The sequence below is a fragment of the Desulfatibacillum alkenivorans DSM 16219 genome, assembly GCF_900142135.1.
Lineage (GTDB): Bacteria > Desulfobacterota > Desulfobacteria > Desulfobacterales > Desulfatibacillaceae > Desulfatibacillum > Desulfatibacillum alkenivorans.
This window is the reverse complement of sequence record NZ_FQZU01000011.1, coordinates 37,652-60,053: the sequence shown is the minus strand read 5'-3', so window position 1 is coordinate 60,053 and position 22,402 is coordinate 37,652. Positions and strand designations below refer to the sequence as shown.

13 protein-coding genes are annotated in these 22,402 nt (G+C 58.0%); 7 read left to right on the top strand and 6 right to left on the bottom strand.

The genetic code is table 11. The features are described 5' to 3' along the window. Nucleotides 1–163 precede the first annotated feature (163 nt). The 4 genes from BUE18_RS11080 to BUE18_RS11065 form a co-directional block, all read right to left on the bottom strand. Nucleotides 164–5,770 carry an isopeptide-forming domain-containing fimbrial protein gene (locus BUE18_RS11080; RefSeq protein WP_139264687.1) on the bottom strand — a complete coding sequence of 1,869 codons (5,607 nt, stop codon included), beginning with the start codon at nt 5,768–5,770 and terminating at the stop codon, nt 164–166. 64 nt (nt 5,771–5,834) lie between these two features. Next, nucleotides 5,835–7,040 carry a COG1361 family protein gene (locus BUE18_RS11075; RefSeq protein WP_073475653.1) on the bottom strand — a complete coding sequence of 402 codons (1,206 nt, stop codon included), beginning with the start codon at nt 7,038–7,040 and terminating at the stop codon, nt 5,835–5,837. Between the two features lie 91 nt (nt 7,041–7,131). Next, a complete protein-coding gene (locus BUE18_RS11070; protein ID WP_073475651.1) occupies nt 7,132–7,620 on the bottom strand; it encodes a DUF11 domain-containing protein in 489 nt (162 codons plus the stop codon). A 21-nt stretch (nt 7,621–7,641) separates the two neighbouring features. Further along, nucleotides 7,642–8,679 carry a DUF11 domain-containing protein gene (locus tag BUE18_RS11065; RefSeq protein ID WP_073475649.1) on the bottom strand — a complete coding sequence of 346 codons (1,038 nt, stop codon included), beginning with the start codon at nt 8,677–8,679 and terminating at the stop codon, nt 7,642–7,644. Nucleotides 8,680–10,979: 2,300 nt separating this feature from the next. Here BUE18_RS11065 and BUE18_RS11055 point away from each other — a divergent pair. After that, nucleotides 10,980–13,703, top strand: a complete 2,724-nt coding sequence (locus tag BUE18_RS11055) for a C1 family peptidase (RefSeq protein WP_083610945.1) — start codon at nt 10,980–10,982, stop codon at nt 13,701–13,703. On the opposite strand, the gene BUE18_RS11050 is transcribed toward BUE18_RS11055, so the two are convergent. Next, a complete protein-coding gene (locus BUE18_RS11050) occupies nt 13,635–14,645 on the bottom strand; it encodes an NAD-dependent epimerase/dehydratase family protein (protein WP_083610944.1) in 1,011 nt (336 codons plus the stop codon). The genes BUE18_RS11055 and BUE18_RS11050 overlap by 69 nt on opposite strands. Nucleotides 14,646–14,753: 108 nt before the next feature. Further along, entirely contained in the window at nt 14,754–15,575 is an 822-nt protein-coding gene (locus tag BUE18_RS11045) for a lysophospholipid acyltransferase family protein (RefSeq protein WP_073475645.1), read from the bottom strand. Between the two features lie 460 nt (nt 15,576–16,035). Here BUE18_RS11045 and BUE18_RS11040 point away from each other — a divergent pair, with 460 nt between their 5' ends. The 6 genes from BUE18_RS11040 to BUE18_RS27305 are packed head-to-tail and all read left to right on the top strand — an operon-like array spanning nt 16,036 to nt 22,350. Beyond that, entirely contained in the window at nt 16,036–17,172 is a 1,137-nt protein-coding gene (locus tag BUE18_RS11040; RefSeq protein ID WP_170868330.1) for a double-cubane-cluster-containing anaerobic reductase, read from the top strand. A gap of 34 nt (nt 17,173–17,206) precedes the next feature. Further along, nucleotides 17,207–18,367, top strand: a complete 1,161-nt coding sequence (locus BUE18_RS11035) for an ABC transporter substrate-binding protein (RefSeq protein WP_073475643.1) — start codon at nt 17,207–17,209, stop codon at nt 18,365–18,367. 44 nt (nt 18,368–18,411) lie between these two features. After that, nucleotides 18,412–19,197 carry an ABC transporter permease gene (locus BUE18_RS11030; protein WP_244549310.1) on the top strand — a complete coding sequence of 262 codons (786 nt, stop codon included), beginning with the start codon at nt 18,412–18,414 and terminating at the stop codon, nt 19,195–19,197. Between the two features lie 3 nt (nt 19,198–19,200). Beyond that, nucleotides 19,201–19,947: an ABC transporter ATP-binding protein gene (locus BUE18_RS11025; protein WP_073475640.1), complete on the top strand. Its 747-nt coding sequence runs from the start codon at nt 19,201–19,203 to the stop codon at nt 19,945–19,947. Further along, entirely contained in the window at nt 19,948–20,682 is a 735-nt protein-coding gene (locus tag BUE18_RS11020; RefSeq protein ID WP_073475638.1) for a sulfite exporter TauE/SafE family protein, read from the top strand. A gap of 21 nt (nt 20,683–20,703) precedes the next feature. Further along, entirely contained in the window at nt 20,704–22,350 is a 1,647-nt protein-coding gene (locus BUE18_RS27305; protein ID WP_083610943.1) for a uroporphyrinogen decarboxylase family protein, read from the top strand. Nucleotides 22,351–22,402: the final 52 nt, after the last annotated feature.

The following is a 22,402-nucleotide window of genomic DNA, read 5'->3' as shown; positions in this document are numbered from 1 at the left end:
GCGAGGTTCTCCTCGCGGTATTTGCGCAGTCTCCGCGCCATCCGAGACCCCATGGCAGACACGGGGGTCTGCACTACACGGCGTTGAAGATCGTTGCAACCCGGATGCAGTTGCGAGGTCTCCTCGCCGTAGTTGCACCGTAGTTGCGCGGTCTCCGCGCCGATCAGAATCCGAAGATTTGTTCCAGCTCTTCCTTGGTGTACTGGTCGAACTTGAGCCTGAACTGGAAGAACAAGCCCTGGGTGAAGAAATCGCCGTCCGTGAAGTCTTCGTCCCGGAATCCGATCACGTTGTAGCCCGCGCCCACCCAGGCGTTGGTGAAGGGGTTGTAACCCACGCTTGGGCCTGTGCTGTACTGCAACTGGTGGGAATTCCAGGAGTGGCGCACGCAGGCGCGGAGTCCCAGGTCCCACTTTTTGGCGACGTCGTAGCGAAGTTCCAAGCCGTAGAGATCGGTGAAGCCGCTGTAGCTGCCGCCGTCGATGTTGTCCAGGACGTACTTGGCGCCGTGCTTGAAGGAAACCTGGGTGCGGTATCCGGTCTTGTAGTTGGCGTTCAGGTTGTTGACGAACTTCCGGGTTTCGTAAGGCGAATCCGCGTCATTGTCGTCCTCCCAGATCAGGTCCAGGCGGTCCAGCACGATCCAGCGGGAGAACTTGGGCCTCCAGGCCAGGCCGATGCGCAGGTCGCCCGAGGCGTCCTCATTGCCTTCCACGTTGTAATCGTTGCGGGTGACCAAAGCGCCCAGGGAGATTCCCAGGCCGTCGTCCACTTCTCCGTACCAGCCCACGGAGGCGTTCCACTTGTCCACGTCGTCGGCGAAGCGGAATTCCACCTTGGCGGAAGCGCTCCAATCCTTTTCCGTATACTGCACGCCCCAGGAGGTCGCCGTAAAGTCGCTGTCCAGGGCGGTCGATCCGGAGTCATAGCCTGTCTTGTCCAAGGCGCGGGAGTGATCCACCGAAGCGTCGACCTTCCATTTTTCGAACAAGGTCACGTTCTGGCCCACGGTGAAATTGGCCAGGGTGGCCGTGGCCGGATCTTGGTCCTCGGAAATATCCCTGGTCTGTTCCAGGGATGTGTCGAAATTGGCGCCCTTCCACGGAGTGAGCTTGAAGCCGCCCCGGATGCTTTCGGTCTCCTGGTCGCCGCTCCAGCTCATTTCGTCCTGGGCGAAGAGGCTGAGCTGCTCGATGATCCGGTAATCCACGCCCAGGGTGGTGCGGGTGGGATATTCCGTGTTGTCGTTGTCGTTGCTGACGGTCTGCTCGTGATCCGCGCGGAACACCAGTTTTTTGTCCAGGAAGTTGAACGACGCCCCGCCCAATACCTGGGTCACCCGGTTGACGTCGCCTTCGCCGGTTTTCTCCTCGCCGGCCCGGATGCCGGTTTCCAGGGAGTAGCGGTCCTGGGTGTATTCCACCGTGGCCTCGCCCATGTCGTCCCGTGCGCGCGTCCCAAGATCCGTGTTCCGGTATGCCTCGGCGGTTGCGTCCAGCTTCTCCGTCACGTGGTATTCCAGCTCGGCGCCGTATTTTTCCGTGCCCGACTCGCTGGCGTTCTGTTGGCCCACGCCGAATCCCGCGCCCTGCTTCCGGTAGTACACCCTGCCGTCGGCCTTGGCGCCGTTATGGGAAAGCTCGGCCAGGTAGGCTTCGCCTGCGGAGCTTTCGCCCCTTTGTTCGCTGTCCGTGTGGGCGTATTCGGCCTTGAGTTCGGTGTTTTCGGTCACTTCCACGGTCAGGTCCGCGCCCAAAAGGTCGGATTCCGTATTCTCTCCGCCCTCATGCACGTGGGTTCCGCCCAGTTCCACCTTTTCGTCCAGGGCCTTCAAGGCTAACCGGCCGCCGTAGGTGGCGTTCTTGTCGTCCGAGTCCTCGGCCTCGTAATCCACCACGATGTAGACCGGGTTGAATCCGTCGTCCGTGCTCATGACCGGGCTCTTGAAGAAGATGGTTCCCTGGTCGTAGTCGATGGTGTAGTCCACATTGCGTGACAGGGATTCGGACGAGATGATGTCCTGGCTCTTATGGCGGTCCCGGGTTTCGATGGTCACGGTTTCCGAGCTTTCCACAATGTCCCGGCGGGACAGGTAGTACAGGCCCGACGTGCCGTCGCCGCGGATTTCGTCCTTGACGAAGGCCTGGTTGGTTTCGGCAGCAAACAGATCCATGGACACGTGCTTGGAGTCCAGCTTGGTCTTGAAGCCGGTCAAGGTGCGCGAGTAGGCTGAAAGTTCGGTCATGGTCAGGCCGGTGTCGTAATCGCCGTACATGGAGTAGAACTTGCCGCGCTCCACCTTGACGTAAAGTTTTTCCGTGCTGGCGGCCTCGGCGCCGGAGGTGGAGGCGTCTCCGTACAGGGTGTAGTATTCGTCCGGGTCGATGTCCTGGAACAAACGGGCCTCGTCGGAATCGCGCTCCGAGTCGTAGGACAGGGTCAGCAGCCATTCGCCTTTGATCTGGCCCTTGGCGAAGAAGGCGGTCCGGCCGTCCTTGTACCACTTGTCCTCCAGGTCCGCGTCGTCCAGGTTTTCCTGATGCCCGTTGACAATCCGGTATCCCGCCGTGCCCTCGGCCAGGCCCACCAGAATCCAGTCGCGCTTGCCGGGTTTGAGCCAGACGCGCTCTTCGAAATCCTTGCCGTCCAATTTAAAGCGGATAATGGCCTCGCCCGACTGGCTGGTGGGCATGAGTTTCATGACAGCCTGGCCTTTGTCGTTAATTTTGTACCTTCCCTCTTCCTCTTGGCTGGGGGCGAGCGGGTCTGCCTTCACGGCCTTGGATTCCTGATACACGGAGTAGGGCGGGTCCACCGAGAACTCGCCCACGATGCCGGGACGTGCAGGATTGCCCGTGGCATCCAGGAACAGAATGTGCACTTCCGGAAAGGTTTTTCCGTCTGCAATAAGGACGGAGTCGTTTTCCTGGAGTTTGGCGTCCACGGGGAGGGTGGAGTAATGGATCAATTTCGCGGACCGTTGCGTCTCGACCCCTTCGGAGTTGTAGCAGACCGCCTCAAACAGGTTGTCCCCGTCTTTTATGTGAACACTGATCCACTTGGAAACGGCCACGGTCTTGGCGCTGTTCTTTACGCAACCGGAATAGCCGAATGGTGAAATCTCTTCGCCGTTTAAAAGGATCTTGAGTTTTTCAGACGGCGGGTGCTTGACGGCCAGTTTCACAGCCGGGATAGGCGGCAGGAACTCAGGATTGGGATACACCCATTCCAAGCCGGGATTCTGTTCTTCTATCCAGGCTTTGTCAAAAGCATCCAACGGATTGACTCTTTCGTTGCTTTTTTCTTCCATAGGCGCCGTCCCGGGCTGGGCGCCCTTGGTTTCAATAGAGCACCTGCCTTCATCCGGCGACTCCTGTGAGGGGGACCACTGAATCTTGGGCGCTCTCTTATTTTTTTCCGTGGGGGTGCTGAACATGCAGACCGCTTTGTAGTTCCGGCCGTAATCAAGATCCCCCCGGTTCACCTCAACGGTGTATACAGCCGCCTCGTCTCCTTTGAGGTCTCCAATTCGGAAAATCAATGCGCCGCCCGCGTCCGTGGGGTCGGGGCTGGGCTTGCCGTCTTTTTTGCAACTGCCGGAAATGTAGGATGCACCCTTGGGCAGTAAAATCGTGGCGATGACTTTGTTCAAGTTCACGGTTTCGGCATGAACGTTGATACTGACCGTATCGTGTTTTTCCTGAGCCTGGCCGGTCAGTTCAAAAAGAACTTTGCCGGTTTTAGGCCCTTTGGTGGCAACATAAAAATCGGAACGCCACATAGTTCCGCCCTGCAGGTCCACAAACTGGGAGAAGGGCCTGCCTGCATGGCGGGTGTTTTCCTCGCAGAAGGCGGCTTCATACATGTCCGGCAGGGTGAACTCGTCCAACTGCACCACGTGCACGCCGGGCGCGACCCCTTCAAAATGGTACATGCCGTTTTCGTCGGTCACGGCGTATTGGCCGTCTTCCAGGAAGACGCGGACGCCCTTGACCGCATGCTCTTTGATCGGCTCTTCGCCTTCCTTGGGCGGAATGGTGGAGGGGCAATGGTCGGCCACCACCTGACCCATGATGATGGAGCGGTCATTGAAGAAATCGTCCTTTATGAGGACGGCGGCATGGGCTTCGTTGGAAACGACGCCGGTCTGGTAGCCCGCCGGGGCCGAGCCCTTGCGGCTGCTATGGGAGCCCCCGAGGATTTCAAAAGCCTGGGCCGTATTCACGGCGTCTCCCAAAGGCGTTCCCACGGTGATTTCCGCGACGTAATTGATACTGACGCTTTCGCCGGCCTTGATCGCTCCGATTTCAATGGAAAGGGTGCGGCCGTCCTTGGATAGGTCCGGGTTTTTCCTCTTTTTGCCGTCCACCTTTAAGGAGCCGGATTGATACCGGAAGGAAAGCGGCAAGTGGTCGGTCACCAAAACCTTTGTCAGGTTGGCGTCCGAGCTGTTTTCCACCGTGACCGAGTATTGGACGAAGTCGCCGATGGCGGCCGTGTCCTTATTGACTGTCTTGGTAATCCACAAGGGGCCCTTGTCCGGGTCCACAGGAACGTCCAATGCCAAGCCTCCGTCCGCTGCGATGGAGAAATCCTCGCCCCTGGAGCCGGGCGTTCGGATATCAAAGGGCGCGTTGGGCAAAGCCTGGAGCACGGCCGTGGATACGGTGGAGGGCGCGGAATAGCCCCCGGGCGGCTTGAGTTCCAGCCTGTAATCCCCGGCAAGCACATAGGGGAAGCGGAAACCGCCGGTTGTAAAATTGTAGGTCGTTCCCCCGTTGTCTGTCACGGATCCGCCGGACTCGATGGAGGACGGGAAGATGCTTGTTCCGTCATCGCCGTATACCACGGCCGGGTTTCCGGTGGACAGGTCGATCAAGGTGACGGTCACGCCGTCCACCGCCTCGCCCGTGGAGGAATTGAACACCACGCCCGACGGATCCACCATGGCCGCTGCGGCAGTCTTGTCGGTTCCGTCCGTGGGATCGGTGTATTCGGCCAAAATTTCGGCGCCGTCCACCACGTCCAGGTATCCGTCGTATTGCACGCCGCTGGCCGATACGTTGGATTGGATGTATCCGGCGAACACGCCCGTATTAGGCCCGGTCTCCCTTACGATCACCAGTTCCACGTCGCCGGTGGCCTCTACGGTCAGGGTCACCAGAATGGTTTCCGCAACCGTGGGGTCTGCGTTCTGGTCTTCATCCGTGACCATCAGAAAGACAGGCTCGCCGCCGTGGTATACCTCGGCTTCCAAAAGCGGAACCGGGTCGTCCAGGTCGATGGCCGCAGACCTTCCAAACGGGACGGGCGGATCAAGCGGTTCAAAGGGATCGCCTGTTGCGCCGCTGCTTCGGCCCTGGGTGGCGTCCACATCCACCAAGATCGCGTCCAGGGCCGTGGGGGCGTACTGCATGAGTTGGATGACGGACGATGTATTAACGGCGGACACCACCGTGATTTCATCTTTATTGGATTCAATGGGTATCCCGGTGATGGTTCCAGCGTCATAGCTGCCATACGCAATATTAATTATGACGTCTCCCGGTTCGGCGGCGTAGGCTGCGGCGCCGGCCACCAGGCACAATAAAACGACAAAGGGCAGGGGCGCACCCCGGCGCAAGATTGCACCGAACGTGCGCCGCCTGAGCCCTTGTTTAAGGTTGTCAGGCAGTGCAAGGCATGCAGCCAATAGGCGCACCAGAGCGCGAACTCCGGCCGGTAGACCGGAGCCGCGCCCGTTGCGCTTATGGAAGAAAGACCGAAACACTGCTGATTGGTTCTCCTGTGTACTGATTTGGTTCTTGGCCCGTATTAACTGACCGGATTCCCTGCTAGTCGATCAGCACTGCAAAATCCACATACACGCTTTCACCAGGCTTGAGTTCCCCAGCTTCATATTCATTGGGAGCTGAACCTTCGGCAGCGAGAATGGCCGCCAGGTCAACGGTGAGCGTGCTGCCGGATAATGTGTAGTTCGTGGTGTAGTAAACGCCGCTGGGACTGCTTGCGTCGGCTTCCACGTTGGCGCGATTGCTGTTCATGGTGAACACGCGCACCGGGCCATTAGCGGTGGCTCCGGCGCCGTCATAGAAATTGCTGGCCATGGTTACGTACGCGGTGGGCAAGACGTCCGTTATGTTGCCCAAGTTTGCGGAAACGGCCGCTCCGGCATCGTTGGTCACCACCACCCTGTATATTACGCAGGCGCCGGGGATTCTTTTGGGCTCCTCGCCGGAGGAGACCACATTGACGCCGTCGTAAACAACGAAGCTGCTCTTGGTGATGGAGATCGAGGCGGATTGAACTTCGAACTGGGCCATGTCGCTGTGGGCGGCGTTGCGGGCGATATCGCCGGAAGCGTCGCCGGCTTCGTCGCCGAAGACGATGTCCACGGATCCGGCGGTGTCGGGGGTGCTAAGGCCGGTGGCGACCAGAACGGCTCCAAGAGCCCCTGCGCCTGTTGCGCCCGTAACCGTGTTATGGCCTGCGCGGGCTGTGGCCAGCAGGATGATGTCCTGTTCGTCGCCGTTTACGACGCTTGAGGGGACCTGGCTGTAGGTGGCGCGAATTTCCACCGAGTCGCCGGGCGCCAATTCGTCAATATAGTCGTTGGTTCCGTCATTAGCCACCGAGTACCCGGCAGTCGGCGTGGACAAGGTCAGGTTGCTCAATATGCTGCTGTCCTCGTCGTAGATGTCGTTTTCCGCGGTTCCCCGGGACAGGGTAAGGACAAAGTCCTGATAGTCGTTGCCCTGGTTGGTCACGGTGAACGAAAGGTAAGGGGTGGTTTCACCCGGGGTCACATACTCGGGATTGGAGTTCGAAACGACGAGAACGTCCACCAACTGGTCAATGACAAAGGTGGCGGGGGTGTCGGTGGTAACATCATCTTGATCAACGCCATCTACGGCGTAGGAAATGGTTGCATTGTTCGTCACTGTAGTCCCGGACTCAGTGGCCAAGGCGTTCTGCGCGCCGAATAGCGCTGCGCAGGCAACCACAAGAGCCAAGGCTAAAAGCCTTTTTGTGCTTTTCATGGTCTTTCCTCCAAGGTTTTACAATAAGTTATAAACAGCATGGTTCATGGTCTTTCAGGTCCGCGGGCCTTTCGGCCCGCGGATTTTTTGGTTACTTGATCTTAACCTTAAATGAGACCGACCCCTTGCCGCCGGGCGGCAGGTCGGAGCCCAGGGTCCACCGGATTCCGGTGTAATCGCCGGGCCCGGCCATGCGCTCGGCGCCTTCAGGGGTTTTCACTTTAAGGTTGCCGGGGAAGTCAAAGGTGGCGCCATTATCCACGGAGAACTGAATCACCGCCCCTACACCGGCGGCGCTGCCGTCCAGGTACATGGTGCTTTCCGGGATTGGGTTGTTGATCGCCACCTTTTCAGCGACTTCCTCTCCCTGGTTCTCGTAGAATATGGTGTACACAATGGTGTCGCCGGGAAGAACCTTTTCAGGCTGTTCCAGAACCACCTCTTTTGTCCCGTCCTCTTTGGTCACGATGGTTTCTTTTTGCGCCGTGTTCGTGAGCTTGATTCCGTTGGCTGCAAACGCGCTGCCGCATATAAGCGCGATAACAAGTGTTGCAGCAATGATGAGAGTGGCCTTTTTCATAATATTCCCCTTTCCGGGTTACTAGGGAGTAACGCCGGTATCGATGATGGTCACCTGGAAGGTGAAGGTATGGGTGCCGTCAGCCGTGTTGTAGGTGTCCAGATCGGTGATGTCGTTCAGGGTGAAGGTCACCACGCCGGAGTCATAATCAGCGCCGTCGCTGTCGCTGGCGTCGGTGAAGTCGGTTCCGGCGGGAGCGCCGCCGTCCAGCTGCAGGCTGCCGGTCACGTATTCGGTTCCGGCGGGAATGGAGTCTTCAAGCACCACGTTGGTGGCGTCGCCGGAGCCCGTGGCGGTCACGGCCAGGGAGTAGGTGATGACGGCGCCGGGAATGGCGGCGGATCCGCCGTATCCATCGTCAACGGAAGAGGCTTTGACGACAGCGATCTGCACGGCCACGACTTCGTAGAACCATTCGTCGTTGTCCCTGCCAGCGGTGACGCCGGCCACTGCGTCGGCAGCGCCGTTGGAGCCCTGTCCAGCATAGTGGTCGCCGGCGCTTGCCACGGCGCCGGTGGTGTCGGAGTAGGCGGTCAGGCGGACTTTACCCAGGTCGCCGTCGCTGAGGCCGGTGCTGGGAATGTCGTTCAGCAGGTACACGGTCATGACTTCATCAGCATCCAATTCCACCTGGGCGGGGCCGGTGTACTGAGTATCCGTCGCCTGATAGCCGGCGCTGCCGTTGGTTTCCAGGTAGATGAAGCGGTGGGAGGGATTGAAGTCATCGTCCCCGTCCGTGATGGCGCTCAGGGCGGTCAGATTAAACTGCTCTGTGCCGTTGCCGATGTTGGTGACCGTGTAGGTGGTCACGGCCAGGGTGTCGCCCATTTCAACCGGGATGTTGTTGGCGTCGGTTTGGACGACGTCCACATTGATGAGTTCGTCCACGGTGATGGTGTCGGTGTTACTGTTTCCGGTGAAAGAACCGGGGCCCACGTCCCAGGATACGGATGCGGTGTTAGAGATGGTTGCGCCGGCTCCGGTTCCCACGGCCCAGGCGCCGGTGGTCAGGGTGATGACTGCGAAGATTGCCATTGCTGCGATTGCCAAACGTTTCATGTGTACTCCTCCTCTATGTTTAGTGGTGCAAGTTGGGTTTAGGGTTAAAGGGTTCGGGTTGTTGGGTTTACATTTTTCCTTGTTGTTTCCTTTCAAAATTCTAAATCCTCCCTAAGTTTAAAAAGTGGTTGTTAAAGGTTGTCCAAAAAAAACAAAGTCCAAAATCCAAAACTGTTTTCAAAGGGTTTGCACGAAAGGACGTCGTTTGTTTTCCCTCGCAGCTCCAAGTTGCATTCCCGTGCGGAGCACAGGAACGAGGGAAATACGCCGTTTTTCATCTCCACTTCCCCCATGCGTCCTCCGTGTGCATTCCCACGCAAAGCATGGGAACGAGAGGCCTGCAGAGCGCGGGCGCGATAACCCCGTTCGGCATGGGAGCGGGAAGATGGGAAAAATCCGTGCATTTCATCCTTTGCTGCGGGCCTGAGGCCCAAAATCGTTAAAAAAGGTTCAACTCAAAACTGTCACAAGGCCGTTTATCTAAATATCAGTCACCGGAAGCCTGCTTGGGGACGCCCCGGGAATCTTGCAAGGGGATTTTGTCCATCTCGATTTCCAGCAAATTCAAATTGTTGGAAACTGCAGGCGGCGCCAGGGAATTTTTTTAAAAAATTTCCTAAAGTTTTAGGGAACACCTGTCGATATTCCTTTCGAGTGTTCCGGGGCATGGCCCTGGCCCTCCGGTTAAAGGGGTTCGGAACGGGACTACCGGCGGATCGGTGCGCCCAGCGCACGGAAACCGGTCGGGAACCCTGTTCATTTGTCGCGAAAAGTCTGAGTTCGCCAAGCTGCCGGGGAAAAGTTTATGCTTTTTCAAGCGGCAGGAACGTAGAACGGCGGAAGAGGGAGACATCCCTATCCGCGTGGCTTGACATGAAATCCCGGATGCAGGCTAACAGCTGAATAGCGGCAGCAACAGCCTGATCGGGGTGAAGAATGTCAGGCAGGACTTAGCGTCCACGTCATTTTTCGCAATTTGATTTTGCGGAGAAAGGACTAAGAGCCCCGCCCGTTGGGCGGAAGGCCGGCTCCGGGCCAGATCGATCCGCAGGGCGCAATAAACCTGTGCGTTCCACGCGCATGGTAACGCATAGGAGCGCCCTGTATCGATTGGTGCGGTTCGGACTTAAAAAAACTCTTCGGTTTCGCCCCGGAATTCCGGACAAATGGGCCCGGATCAGGGCAGGCGGAAACGGAGGGGTTCGTTCGCTCTCAGTTCCTTCCTGTCGCACAACCACAGATTGTTGATAGGCACTTCCAATAATCGTGCCAGCGAAAAAAAGCAAGTATTGATTTTGATAATCAATCGCTTTTTCTCTTCGCCAAGTCTTCTATAACAAGCGTTGAAATCCACAAAGGCCCATCCTGGCGATGGGGCTGGGTCTTGCGTCACAAATGGTTTCACAAACAGGCAAAAAAAATGCCATAATTTTGGCGGTATGTTTTTAACGCCGTTAACCTACTAAGATCAGAGATAAAATGAACATCATTCTTTTTTTGGGGCGGCCAAGGTCTCCTGCATTGGGCCAATTTCGCCTACAATTTTGTAAGAAGCCGACATTTTTGTAGTTCAAGACAAGGTGGGCGAAAGTCCGAAAAAAAAATAAAAAATTAATATTATTAAAAACGAACAATTTCAGGAAAATAACAATAATCCCAGTGATTTCTTTCCACCTGCAATCCACTGAAGCGGGACTTTTCACCGCATGCTTGGGGATTTTCACCGCTAGGCCCCTTGGAGTTCTTCCGGCAAAGGTTATGAAAATGTGAAGTAGTTCACAATTCGCCGCCGGTCCCCGATTTTCTTCTTACAAAAATGTCGGCCGCCGCCTTCGGAGCCGAACCCACATTCAAGGCGGCCTGGAGCGTTCTTCAACCCTTGCCCCCATAGTCCCTTTATGGCCTGAAAACCGGGTAAAAAAACCCCAAAAAGGACGCTCCGGAAAAATACCCTGGAAAAACCGCCCCGTGGAAGGGTGAATTTGCCCCTATGAAAAAAGCGAGTCTCCGGAAATCCAAGTTGTTCGGCCTCCAATTCCGCACAAGCTGAACTACGTGTGCTTGTTGCGCACCCCGGCAGGGTACTGCTGCCGGGGCTGCCTTGTTTTTTCATTAAGGAAATCGGGGTTTCTGCCGATATTCAAAGAGAACAGGCCAGGATACTTATCCGGGGACCATCCCCGGCTGCCAGGAACAGGGAAGTCAGCAGGTTTTTAAATAGTTCTCACCGGAAAGGCGGGCAGGGAGGCCGAGCCAAACCGGGTTTGCCGCGCAGGCTGTGAAAGCTGCCGGAGGCGCCCATGCGTTTGCAGGATTTTTCCCGATATTTGATCATCGCCGTATTCTCCGCAATCGGACTGTTTATATCCTTCTCCGCATTGGCCGCAGACGACGCTTCCTCTGTTCAGGAGGCCGAACTTCAGGAAATCCGCGAAAGCATCACCCAAAACAATTACGACTTTCAGGTCGGCCCCAATCCCGTTTTCAACAAAGATCCCGAGGAACTGGAGCAGCTTTTAGGACGCCGCGCGCCCCGCCTGACGAGGCTTATGGCCATCGGCCAGGAGGTTTGGTTCGAGTACGGGGGAGACTGGGACGCCATCCCTTCCAGCTTTGATTTGCGGGACGTGGACGGCAAGTCTTTCATCGGCCCCATCAAGGACCAGGGCGATTGCGGCTCGTGCTACGCCTTTGCGGCCGCCGGCGCCGCCGAGGGCGTCTACAACACGGCGTCCCAGCGGAGCGGCTCGGACGTTGCGGATTTTTCCGAGTCTTACATCGCCTGGCATCTGGGCGGCATCGAGCCTTACTCCTCTCACTTTGGAGGATGCGATGATGCGGACTACACCTACTCGGAGGTGGAGGCCCTGACTCAGGAAGGCATTGTCCAGGAAAGCGATTTTCCTTACGTGATGGAAGATCCCGGGATTTACCAGCACGCGGGCGACGCGCCGGTGGTGTTTGAGTCGTGGGGCAGGGTTCCCAGCGGGGACGTGGAGGCCATCAAGGCGGCTATTCTGACTTACGGAGCGGTGGTTGCGGCGGTATACGCCGGCCCGGCCTTTCTGGCCTATCAATCCGGGATTTACGAAGACGGCAACACTCAATGCGATGCATCGCCCGAGTATTATGCTCCGACCAATCACGCCGTGGTGCTGGTGGGCTGGAACGATAACGGGGATGCGGAAAACAACGGGTATTGGATTTTGCGCAACAGTTGGGGAACCTCCTGGGGCGAAAACGGATATATGCGCATCAAATACCATTCCGCCCGGGTCGCCTGCGCGGTCGCTTTTCTGGCGCCTGCGGACTGGCCGGTGGTTAACACGGGCTACGCTCCGGTGATCGGACAGGATTCCGCAGTGATCAGCGGCACGGTGGACACCGAGGGCAAGGACACGGAAGTGTGGGTGGAATACGGCGTGGATGCGGATTACGATCACGCCACTGCCTCGGTGCACCTTGCGGCTTCGGAAGGCAAGAAGAGCATCGCCATAGAAATTAACGGCCTGGACTCCCAGACCACCTATCACTACCGGGTGGCGGCTTTCAACGGCGAGGAAATCAACTACGGCGCGGACCGGGTTTTCGCCACCGGCGGCAATCCCCTGGCGCCCACGGCGGAGACGCTGGCGCCGGCCAATATCCTGGCCCACTCCGCCATGTTCAAGGGCGAGGTGACCGCTCACGGCGTGGAAACCCAATACCGGTTTGAGTTCGGCTCCACCACCTATTACGGCAGAAGCACCGAATGGGTGGACGCGGGCTCGGGCACCGGCGCCGTCGCCGCCTCCATTCTGGCCAACAATCTGGAGCCCTTGACCACCTATCATTTCCGCATTGCGGCCAGGAATGATTTCGGCACTTCCTACGGCCAGGACAGGAGCTTTACCACGGACGACTCCATCAAGGTGTGGTCCCAGCCTCCGGACGTAACCAGCACGTTGCTGCACACGTCGCAGAAGGACGCGGCCTATCCCTTCAACGCCATGAGCGCGGATGACTTTATGTTCGAGTCCCCCGTGGGCAATATCAACCGGATCCATTGGTGGAGCCGGCAACTGCGCGCCGATCCGGTCACGCCCGACTCCTGGAACATATATATATACGACGATTCAGGCGCGGGCGAGCCCGGCGATCTTGCCGCCTCCTGGAACATACCAGGGGACGAGAGCGGCGAAAATTTATATTACCGGGACAAGGATATCTACGAATATCAAACGGCGCTTTACCCCGAATTTTCGCCCGAGCCCGGGAAGAAATACTGGCTTGTGATTCAGGCGGAACTGACATGGACGCCCCAGGCGTATTGGGTGGTTTCCAGAAACGACGTCCGCCTGGAAACGGGAACGAGCATTTTTCCCGAGGTGAATATCCCGGAATGGACTCCCCATGCCCCCGCCGCGGACCACGCCTTTGAATTATGGGTGGACGCCTCCTCCACGGGCAGCGCCACAACCGGCGCGGCTTATGAAGTCGGTGAAACCTTCGCCTACCTGGCAGGGACGGTTCGTCCTCCCGGAGAGGGATCGGTGGTCTTTGAATACGGCCTGTCCGAGGATTACGGCGAGGAAATTACAGCGGACCAATACGTTATCGGCAAGGACGACGGCCGGGGCTCCCGGCAACAGGGCGTGGGCGCCAAGCTGGAGGGCTTGGAATCGGCGACCACCTATCATTTCCGAGTGAAGGTGACCAGCGGCGGCGCGGTGTATTACGGCGGGGACTCCACATTCACCACCCTGGACCCGGCGGTTCCCCAAAACAAGGCGGAAGTTGGAGGAGACGCGGTCTCCAGCGACTCGGGCGGCGATTCCGGCTCGTCCGGCGGCGGGGGCGGGGGCGGCTGCTTTATCTCCAGCATGGACCGGTTGAAGGTCAAAATTCCCTGGGCCGAAAGGGTGGGGCGCTGGCGCCAGGCTCTGGTGCAATGGGGCAAGGGCCTGCTTAGGAAATCAGACCCAGCGCCTGGTCTTCATCTCCCTGTAATGGAGGAAGATTTCTTCCAGACTGCGTCTTGGTGAGAAGTTAAAGGCCTTGGCGAAACGGCTTCCATCCACAATCACGGGATACTTGAAATAATTCACCAGATAGCTGGGAAAGGCTTCCCATCCGGCCATGCGTGCGATCCACATGGGCAAGGCGTCCGGGATGGAAACCATGGGCACGCCGATGATGTCGCACCGCCTGAGCACTTCCTTGTAGGGCGCCCAATCGTTTGGCGCCACGTTAAAAATCCCGTAGGTGTTGGGCTTTCCGCAGGCCTTGACGATGGCGTCGGCCATATCCGAAACATGGAGAAACTGCATGACCGGGTTGAATCCCCACAGTACGGGGACCACTTTGCGGGAAAGCAGCCTGCCTATGTTGTTCCGCACTCCGGGCCCGGCGATGTTGCACGGCCTGAGAATTTTCATGCGAACCCGGCGGTACTTGTACATATAGATCTGGGAGAGGTTGTCCAACTCCACGGTGTCAATGAGGTTCAGGGAAAGGTCCGAGGCCTTGAGGGGGGTGTCTTCATCCAGGAGGGCCGGGTTGTATGCGCTGGCGCCGTAGACGAAAAACGAGGACAGGACGATCACCTGCCCCACCTCGTATTTCACGCACAGGTCAAACAGCTTTTGGGTTCCGCGCACGTTGGCGTTGTGGCGAAAATGGCTTCCGCCTATGTCCGTGCCCACGCGGCCGAGATGAATGACCGCGTCGAATTTATGCTGCCGGAAGATGTCTTCAAAGCCCCGTTTGAGAAAATCCACCTTGTAACTGGGAATGTCGTCCCCGATTTGCACCGCGCGCCGGAAATCAATGGCCACCACGCCGTATTTTTTTTGCGACAGGCGGTTGATGGTTTCCTGGGCCAGCACTCCGGCAGCGCCGGTGACAAGCACCTGGGGCCTTTTTTTCTCCTGGATGGTTTCAACGCTCTGGCAGTCAACGGTTTCGGTTTTTTTGGCTTTCGGCATCAGAACTCCCTCTTATGCTGGCCCCCCAGCTCTGTAACGCTCGAACAAAACAGCGGTGAATTGATAGCAGCGGCGAATTGATTCAACAACAAGCGGCGTGACTTAAGATTAGTGGAACCAGCCTTGCTTCTGCGAAAGTCCCTCGTCGATCAGGCCCCTGATGGCGTCCTTGACCGCCTCCACGTTTTCTATGACCTGCTTTTCCGTCTTCACGACACCGGAAAAATCCAGGGGCTTTCCGAAACGCAGGTAAACCTTGGACGGCAAGGGAACGGGAATGGTCACCGGGACGTAAGGCAGGCCCAGCATCTTGGCGAGAGGTTTGACATTGGCCAGGGACGGCATGGTTTCCTCGCACCCGACAACTCCCACGGGCACGATGGGCGTGTCGGTTTCCATGGCGATGTGCATGAACCCGAATCCGAACCGCTGGAGCTTGTAGCGCTTTTTGAACAGCTTGCCGCTGCCGCGGATTCCCTCGGGAAAAACCACAACGCATTCATCCCGCCTTAGCATGCGAATGCAGTTGACCGGATCGCCGATCACGGCGCCGCCCATGTTCAGCAGATTGCCCACAAAGGGAACCGTTGGGAAAAATCGTTCGATCATGATTCGGGGCGCCCGCGGCCCATGGGGATTGGTGGCTACGGCAATGGCGATAAGCGCGCCGTCCAGCGGAAGCTGCCCGCTGTGATTGGCGATAATCAGCACCCGGCCTTTGGCGGGAATGTTTTCAAGCCCCTCGGCCTCCACCCGAAAATAGTGGTCGTAGAGCTTTTTAAAAACGCCCAGGCCTATCTCGGCCCCGTCCTTGGAATAGCCCCAGGCGTCGTACCCGAAGCTGCCCACTTCTTTGGTGATGCGGTTGTGGGCCTCTTTCACGTCTTTCGAGACAAAGGCTTTTTTTAATACGGTGCTTGCTAAACTCATGATGCAGTCCCCTCCAAAGTAAGGATCCGTGGAACCAACGGTCCTTGCTTCACCCCCCCCGGGCGTCAAATCAGATTAGATTATTGCAGGTCAGCGCATGATTTTTGTACGGCGCCGAATTGGCTGAAACGGATACTACCAAACACCCGGCGGCTATGGCAAGCCTTGAATCAATTTTTACCTGTTCTTAACCCCTTGACTGGATAACGAATGTATAAAAGCTACTGAATCCCGGCCATAATGCCTCCTGCTGAGACCGGGATTTCCATTGAAAAAATTGGGTGGTTGATAAGGTATTGATAGATACTATCGATTAGACATATTGCCATATACCATAATATACACAAACGGCGTTTTCCGGCTTCCGCTTGCGTTTTTTCTTTTTGGAAAAAATTGCAGAGCGCCGGTGCATCCTGGAAATTACACAAGCAATAACCCCCAGCATAAAAAGGAAGCTGTTTTGATTCAGAAGTTGTTGACCGGGTTTGACAACATGCCGGAGCAAAGTCTGGCGAGTTTGGAAGAGGCCCGGGAAGAAGGCCGCAAGGTTGTAGGCATTTATTGCATATTCGCCCCCGTGGAAATGATTCGGGCCGCGGGCGCCCTGCCCGTTGGGCTGTGCGGTAAGAAGCAGGAGCCCATCGCCGCGGCGGAAGCGGAGCTCCCGGCCAATTTATGTCCGTTGATTAAATCCAGCTACGGATTCGCCGTCACGGACACGTGCCCGTTTTTTGCGGCGTCCGACGTGATCGTGGGCGAGACCACCTGCGACGGTAAAAAGAAGATGTACGAGATCATGCAGCGGCTTAAGCCCGTGCATCTCATGCATTTGCCTTACGACCCCGCATTGCCGCATTCCCTGGCTTTTTGGCGGGAGGAGGTGAACCGGTTCGGCGCGTTTTTGGAAGAGTTGACCGGCCTTCCTCTGACTGTTGATGAGCTGAACAGGCGTATACGCATCCAAAACCGGGTGCGCAAGGCCCTGCGGAATTTGCATGAGGCGAATCTGGCCGGGGGGGAAATCCGGGTTACGGGCCGGGAATTATTGAACGTCCTGGAAGCCAAGAATTTCTGGGCTGACCAGGAAGAGTACGCCGAACGCCTGGAAGCTCTGGTCGAGGTGCTGCGCGACGCCCCGGCTATTGAGCAGGCGAAGGGCCCGCGCATTTTGCTCACCGGCACGCCCATCGGCAAAGGATCGGACAAAGTGTTGAGGCTGATCGAACAGTCCGGCGCTACGGTCATCGCCATGGAAAACTGCACCAGCCTGAAAGCCGCCTGGACCGGCGTGGAGGAGGATTCCTCCGATCCTTTGGACGCCATTGCGCGCCGGTATCTTAATCTGCCTTGCGCCTGCCTGACTCCCAACGACGGGAGGGCCGCCCTGATCCGGGAGTTGGCCGAGTTGTTCCGGGCTGACGCCGTGGTGGATCTCACCTGGCACGCCTGCCACACCTACATGGTGGAAGCTCAACCCTTGGGCCGGATGATCAATAATGATCCCGGCCTGCCTGTGCTCCATTTATGCACGGATTACGGGGAAAGCGACCTGGAGTCCTTACGCACCCGCATCGAAGCGTTTCTGGAAATAATTTAATCCTGCCCTGATAACCCTTAGAAGGAGTATAGAAATGAGGAAGTTGACGCGACGTAATTTTATGAAAGGCGCCGGCGCCTTAACCCTGGGAGCAGCCATCAGCCCTTTGGCGCCCCGCATGGCATGGTCTTCCACGCCCACCATCAAAATGGCTTACATCCTTTCCGATCATCACGCGCCTTTGATGCTGGCGGCAAGCCACGGCGAGATGTTCGAGGAAAAATACAAGACCTGGCTTAAGCCTTTGAATCCGGCCAAGCTGTACGAGCTTTACGACAACGGCTCTCCCATCGCCCGGGTTCAGTTGATTCCCACGAAAAAAGGCCCGGATGTCGAAAAGCTGGTCGCCCAGGGCAGCGTGGACATCGCCATCAGCGGCACCCAGGCGATTCTGATGTCCGTGGATAAAGGCGTGGACACCAAGATCATCTCCCCCTTGCAGACGGCCGGGAACGTGTTTGTGCTGAACAAGGACGTTCCCGCCCAGGATTGGAAAGCCTTTGTGTCTCACGTAAAAGGGCAGGGCAAGCAGTTCAAGATCGGCATGCCCGGGCCTCACACGGTGGCCGCGATCATCTTCCGGTCCGCTCTGGAGTACGAAGGGGTGAGCTATACCGAAGACTCCACGGACAGAAAGGCCGACGTGCTGTTCATCAACATGAAGGGCCACGGCAATTTGGTCGCCGCTTTGAACAACAGGATTTCCGAAGGCATCATCGGCGCCCAGCCTTTTCCGTCGGTCACCATCGACCAGGGCGTGGGCCGTTTGATCCTCAACCTCCAGGACGTTCCCCCGGCCCAGCGCTGGGCCGGACACGCCTGCTGCTCCCTGGAAGCCGCCAGCACGTTCCTGACCCAGGATCCTGCCCTGGCCGCCAAGGCGCTTTCGCTCATGGCCTTGGGCGTGGACCTGGCCAACACCCGCAAGGACCTGACCGCCAAGACCTGCTCCGGGTGGCTGGGCGTTTCCGAGTCCGTGGAAACCGTTGCCATGCAGAGCATGACCTACACCACCACGGCGACTCCCCGCTGGATTACCAGCGTGGACGAATACGCCAAGACCATGGACGGCATGGGCATGTTCACGGGCAAGCTCAAGGGCGCCCAGGGCGAGGCCTTGGCTTCCGCGGCCTTTGACTTTTCCATGATGAACGGCGTGACCGAGCAGCTTAAGGCAAAGGGATTGATCGCCTGATGCTTGTTTTAAAACGCATAGGACGCCAGGCCGGGAGGTTTGTCTTGCCCCTGGCCCTGGCAGTCCTCTGGCAGGCCGCGGCCATATGGCTGGACAAGCAGACCGTTTTGCCGAGGCTGGACGCCGTGGCTGCGGTATTGCTGCATCCCACGGAAAAAATTCTGATCACGGGCAGCCTGTTGGAGAACATGGCCATCAGCCTGCTTCGGGTGATTTTGGGTTTTTTGCTGGCCGTTTTGACCGCCGTGCCCCTTGGCCTTGCCATGGGGTATTTTAAGCAGGTCAACCGGATGGTGGACTCCACCGTGGAAATGCTGCGGCCCATCCCGCCTTTAGCTTGGGTGCCGTTGATCCTGGCCTGGCTGGGCATTCGGGGCGTTCCGGACGTATTTCCCTTTCTGGCGACTAGCCCCGTATGGTCGGGCATTCAGTTTTCCACCCTGATCATAATATTCATAGGCGCGTTTTTTCCCATTTTGCTGAACACCATCCAGGGCGTACGCAGCATACCCCGGGAGTACATCGAGTCAGCCCGCACCTTGGGCGCCAAAGGCTTGCCTTTGCTGGTGAAGATTCTCATACCCGCCAGCCTGCCCCTGATCGTCACGGGGCTGCGCATCGGCCTGGGCATCGGCTGGATGTGCCTGGTGGCCGCCGAGATGATGCCGGGCAGCAGCTCGGGGCTGGGATATTTAATCTGGTACGCGTATGAACTCTTGCGGGCGGACATCATCGTGGCCGGCATGGCAGCCATCGGCGTGATCGGGTTTATTATGGACCGGGGCTTCCGGTGGCTGGAAGGCAAGTTGTTCTGGGGAGGCATGGGATAGATTATGCTGGAACTGACGAATGTGGCCAAGATGTATTCCAACATCAACGGCGAGAAGATAGAAGCCGTTGGAGGCCTTTCCCTGAACATAGAAGAAAACGAAATGGTCTGCCTGGTGGGCAGGTCCGGGTGCGGAAAAACCACCACCCTGCGCCTGATTGCGGGCTTGGAATCTCCGAGCCAGGGAAGGATATCCCTGAGAGGGAAAAAGGTGGAAGGTCCGGCCGCCGAGCGGTGCGTGGTGTTCCAGCGCTACACCCTGTTCCCCTGGCGGAGCGTGTTGGCCAACGTGGCTTTCGGCCTGGAAATGCAGGGCGTTTCCAAAAAGGAGCGGGAGGCGGCGGCGCTAAAATATTTGGGCCTGGTGGGTCTGGAGGACCAGGCGAAAGCCTATCCTCCGGAGCTTTCCGGCGGCATGCAGCAGCGGGTGGCCGTGGCCCGTGCTCTTGCGGCCGACCCCGAGGTTCTGCTGATGGACGAGCCTTTCGGCGCCTTGGACGCCCAGACCCGAAACGTGCTGCAACAGGAGCTGATGCGTATCTGGAGGGCGGACCAAAAAACCATTGTGTTTGTCACCCACGACATCCAGGAAGCGGTGCTTCTGGCGGATCGGGTGGTGGTCATGCAAGGGCCTCCCGGGCGCATTCGGGAAATCATGGATTGCAACCTGCCCAGGCCCCGGGACAGGAACTCGGCGGAATTCATAGGCATGTGCGATCGCATTCACGCCTTGCTGGAAGGAGCGGACTAAATGGAATTGCTGATGGTTGGCTTTGCGGTGGTTCTTGCCAGCCTCTTGATGGGCCTGGCCGGGTTCGGCTTCGCCATTGCGGCAATTTCCCTCATGTCCTTTGTCTGGCCCGTGCGCCAGATCGTGCCGTTTTTGTTCGTGTTCAATCTGTGCATCAACGTGGTCCTTCTCACCCAATTGCGCAGCTATATCAAGCCTTCCAGGGTATGGCCCCAGACCGCCGGGTTTATTCCGGGCGGCCTGCTTGGGCTGATGGTCCTGAAGCACTCGCCGGACAGCACGCTCAAGTTGATGATCGGCGTCACCCTGGTTATCTTTGCGGTATGGTCCCTTTGGGGACGCGGAAAGACCGTCCCCCAGATTTCCAAAAAATGGGGATTTACCGCCGGGGTGCTGGGGGGCATCCTGGGCGGCTCGGTATATATGCCGGGGCCCCCGGTCATCCTGCTGAACAGCCTGACCCACACGGACAGGTTCGCGTTCAAGGCGGACTTGCAGACCTATTTTTTGTTTTCCAACCTGTTCCTGGTTTTCGCCTATGCCGACATGGGCTTGTTTTCGCTGGACCTGCTTAAGGTCAATCTGATGATGGCGCCGTTGATGCTTGGAGGCCTCGCCGCCGGGTCCATCATCTGCCGCCATGTGTCGGATCAGCGGTTCAAACGCATCGCCCACGGCCTGATTTTGATCATGGGCTGCCTGCTTGTGCTGCGGGCTTTGGGCGTGGCGGGCTGATTCTTTTCGGAGTGATTTTAAATGGAGAAAAACAATTCTTCTTTGCCTGGAACTGCGTGCGCGCCCTCCCACAAGTTTGCGGGAGTGCAGGCCTTTCCCATCAATGCCTTGCCCGCCGTGCAACTGGTTTCGGAGGATATCGCGGAGTTGAGCCATAGCTTTGAAGCCAAATGGAAGGCCGTTTCCCGGTATTACGAGAGGGTGAACTCCGATCTGCTGTTTTTCTTCAGCGATATCGCCATCCAGGCTGAGGCCATGGGCGCCCGGGCGCTTTTCGCTTCGGACAATATGCCTGCCATCAAGGCGGCGGCGCCGGCCATTCTCACGCCCAGAGCGGCCGACGTCCCGCGCATGCAAATCAACGCCCAGGTAGTGCGGGCCATGGCCCAAGGATTTCCGGGACGCAGCATCGCCGGGCTGGTTTACGGTCCGTTCACCGCCCTGGGGCAGGCCATGGGCGAGCAGGAAGTCTTGAGGAGCGTGCGGGATCGCCGGGAGGAATTGCATCCCCTGCTGGAAAAAGCCTTTTTGGTTGCGGAAAGCTACGCGGCGCTGCTCATGGACGCAGGCGCGGACGTGCTTTGGATTTCCGATCCCCTGGCGGCCCTGCTGCCTCCCGACGCCTTCGAGGAATGCGCCGGGGGATATCTGCATGACATCTTCGCCATGGCGGTTACGGGTAAAACCATGCTCCACATTTGCGGCGACGTGAGCGAGTTGATTAAGCCCATGGTTGAAACGGGCGTCTCGGGCATCAGCTTTGACCAGTGCATGGATTTGCTTGCGGTGGAGGATCAGGTTCCCCGGGATGTCGCCATTATCGGCAATCTGGAGCCCGTGGAGGTGGTGGGCATGGCCTCAGCCGAATACACGGCCGAGGCGTCGCGGGATCTGGTTTCGGTCATGGGAATTCTGCCCAATTTCATCCTCAGCACCGGTTGCGCGGTCCCGCCCGGCGCTCCCCTGGAAAACGTGGAGGCTTTCGTCAACGCAGGCAAGCAGGCCATGGACGAGGTGCAGAATAAGGCCAATATTCTCAGGACGATCTCTCAGAAGGCTTCCGGGGGGGACGGGCCGGAAACCGTGGAGCTTGTCCGGGAAGCGCTGTATATGAACGTGGATCCTTTGCTGGTGGCTCATAGCGGGTTGATCCGGTCGGTGCGCAAATCCAGCGCGTTGTACGAAACCCGGCAATGCTATCTGCCGGAAATCCTGCTGACCGTAGACGCTTTTTACCAGGGAATGGAGTTGCTGCGGCCCATGATCGCAGGGCAGGGCGGCGATTCCGTGGACGTGGTGATTGGCACGGTCAAGGGGGACTTGCATTCCATCGGCAAGGATCTGGTGCGCATCATGCTGGAGGCCAACGGATTCGGCGTGCTGGATCTGGGCGTGGATGTGTCGGCCGGGCAATTCGCCCAGGCGGTCCGGGAGCATAGCCCGTTGATCGTGGGGTTGTCCGCGTTCATCACCTCGGCCAGACGCCTGCTGCCTGGCATGATCGGCGAAATACGGGCGGCGGGGTCATCCGGCATGAAAGTGCTTGTGGGCGGCGCGGCGGTCAACGGCGCCGTGGCCTCCGAGGTCGGCGCCGATGGGTTTTCCCCCGAGGCCGTCTCCGCAGCACGTCTGGTGAGGGGGATTGTGAAGGCTGTTAGACGATCATGATTGATAACATCCCGCTTTTCGGTAAATAAAGCCTAAAAAAGTTAGACTGCAG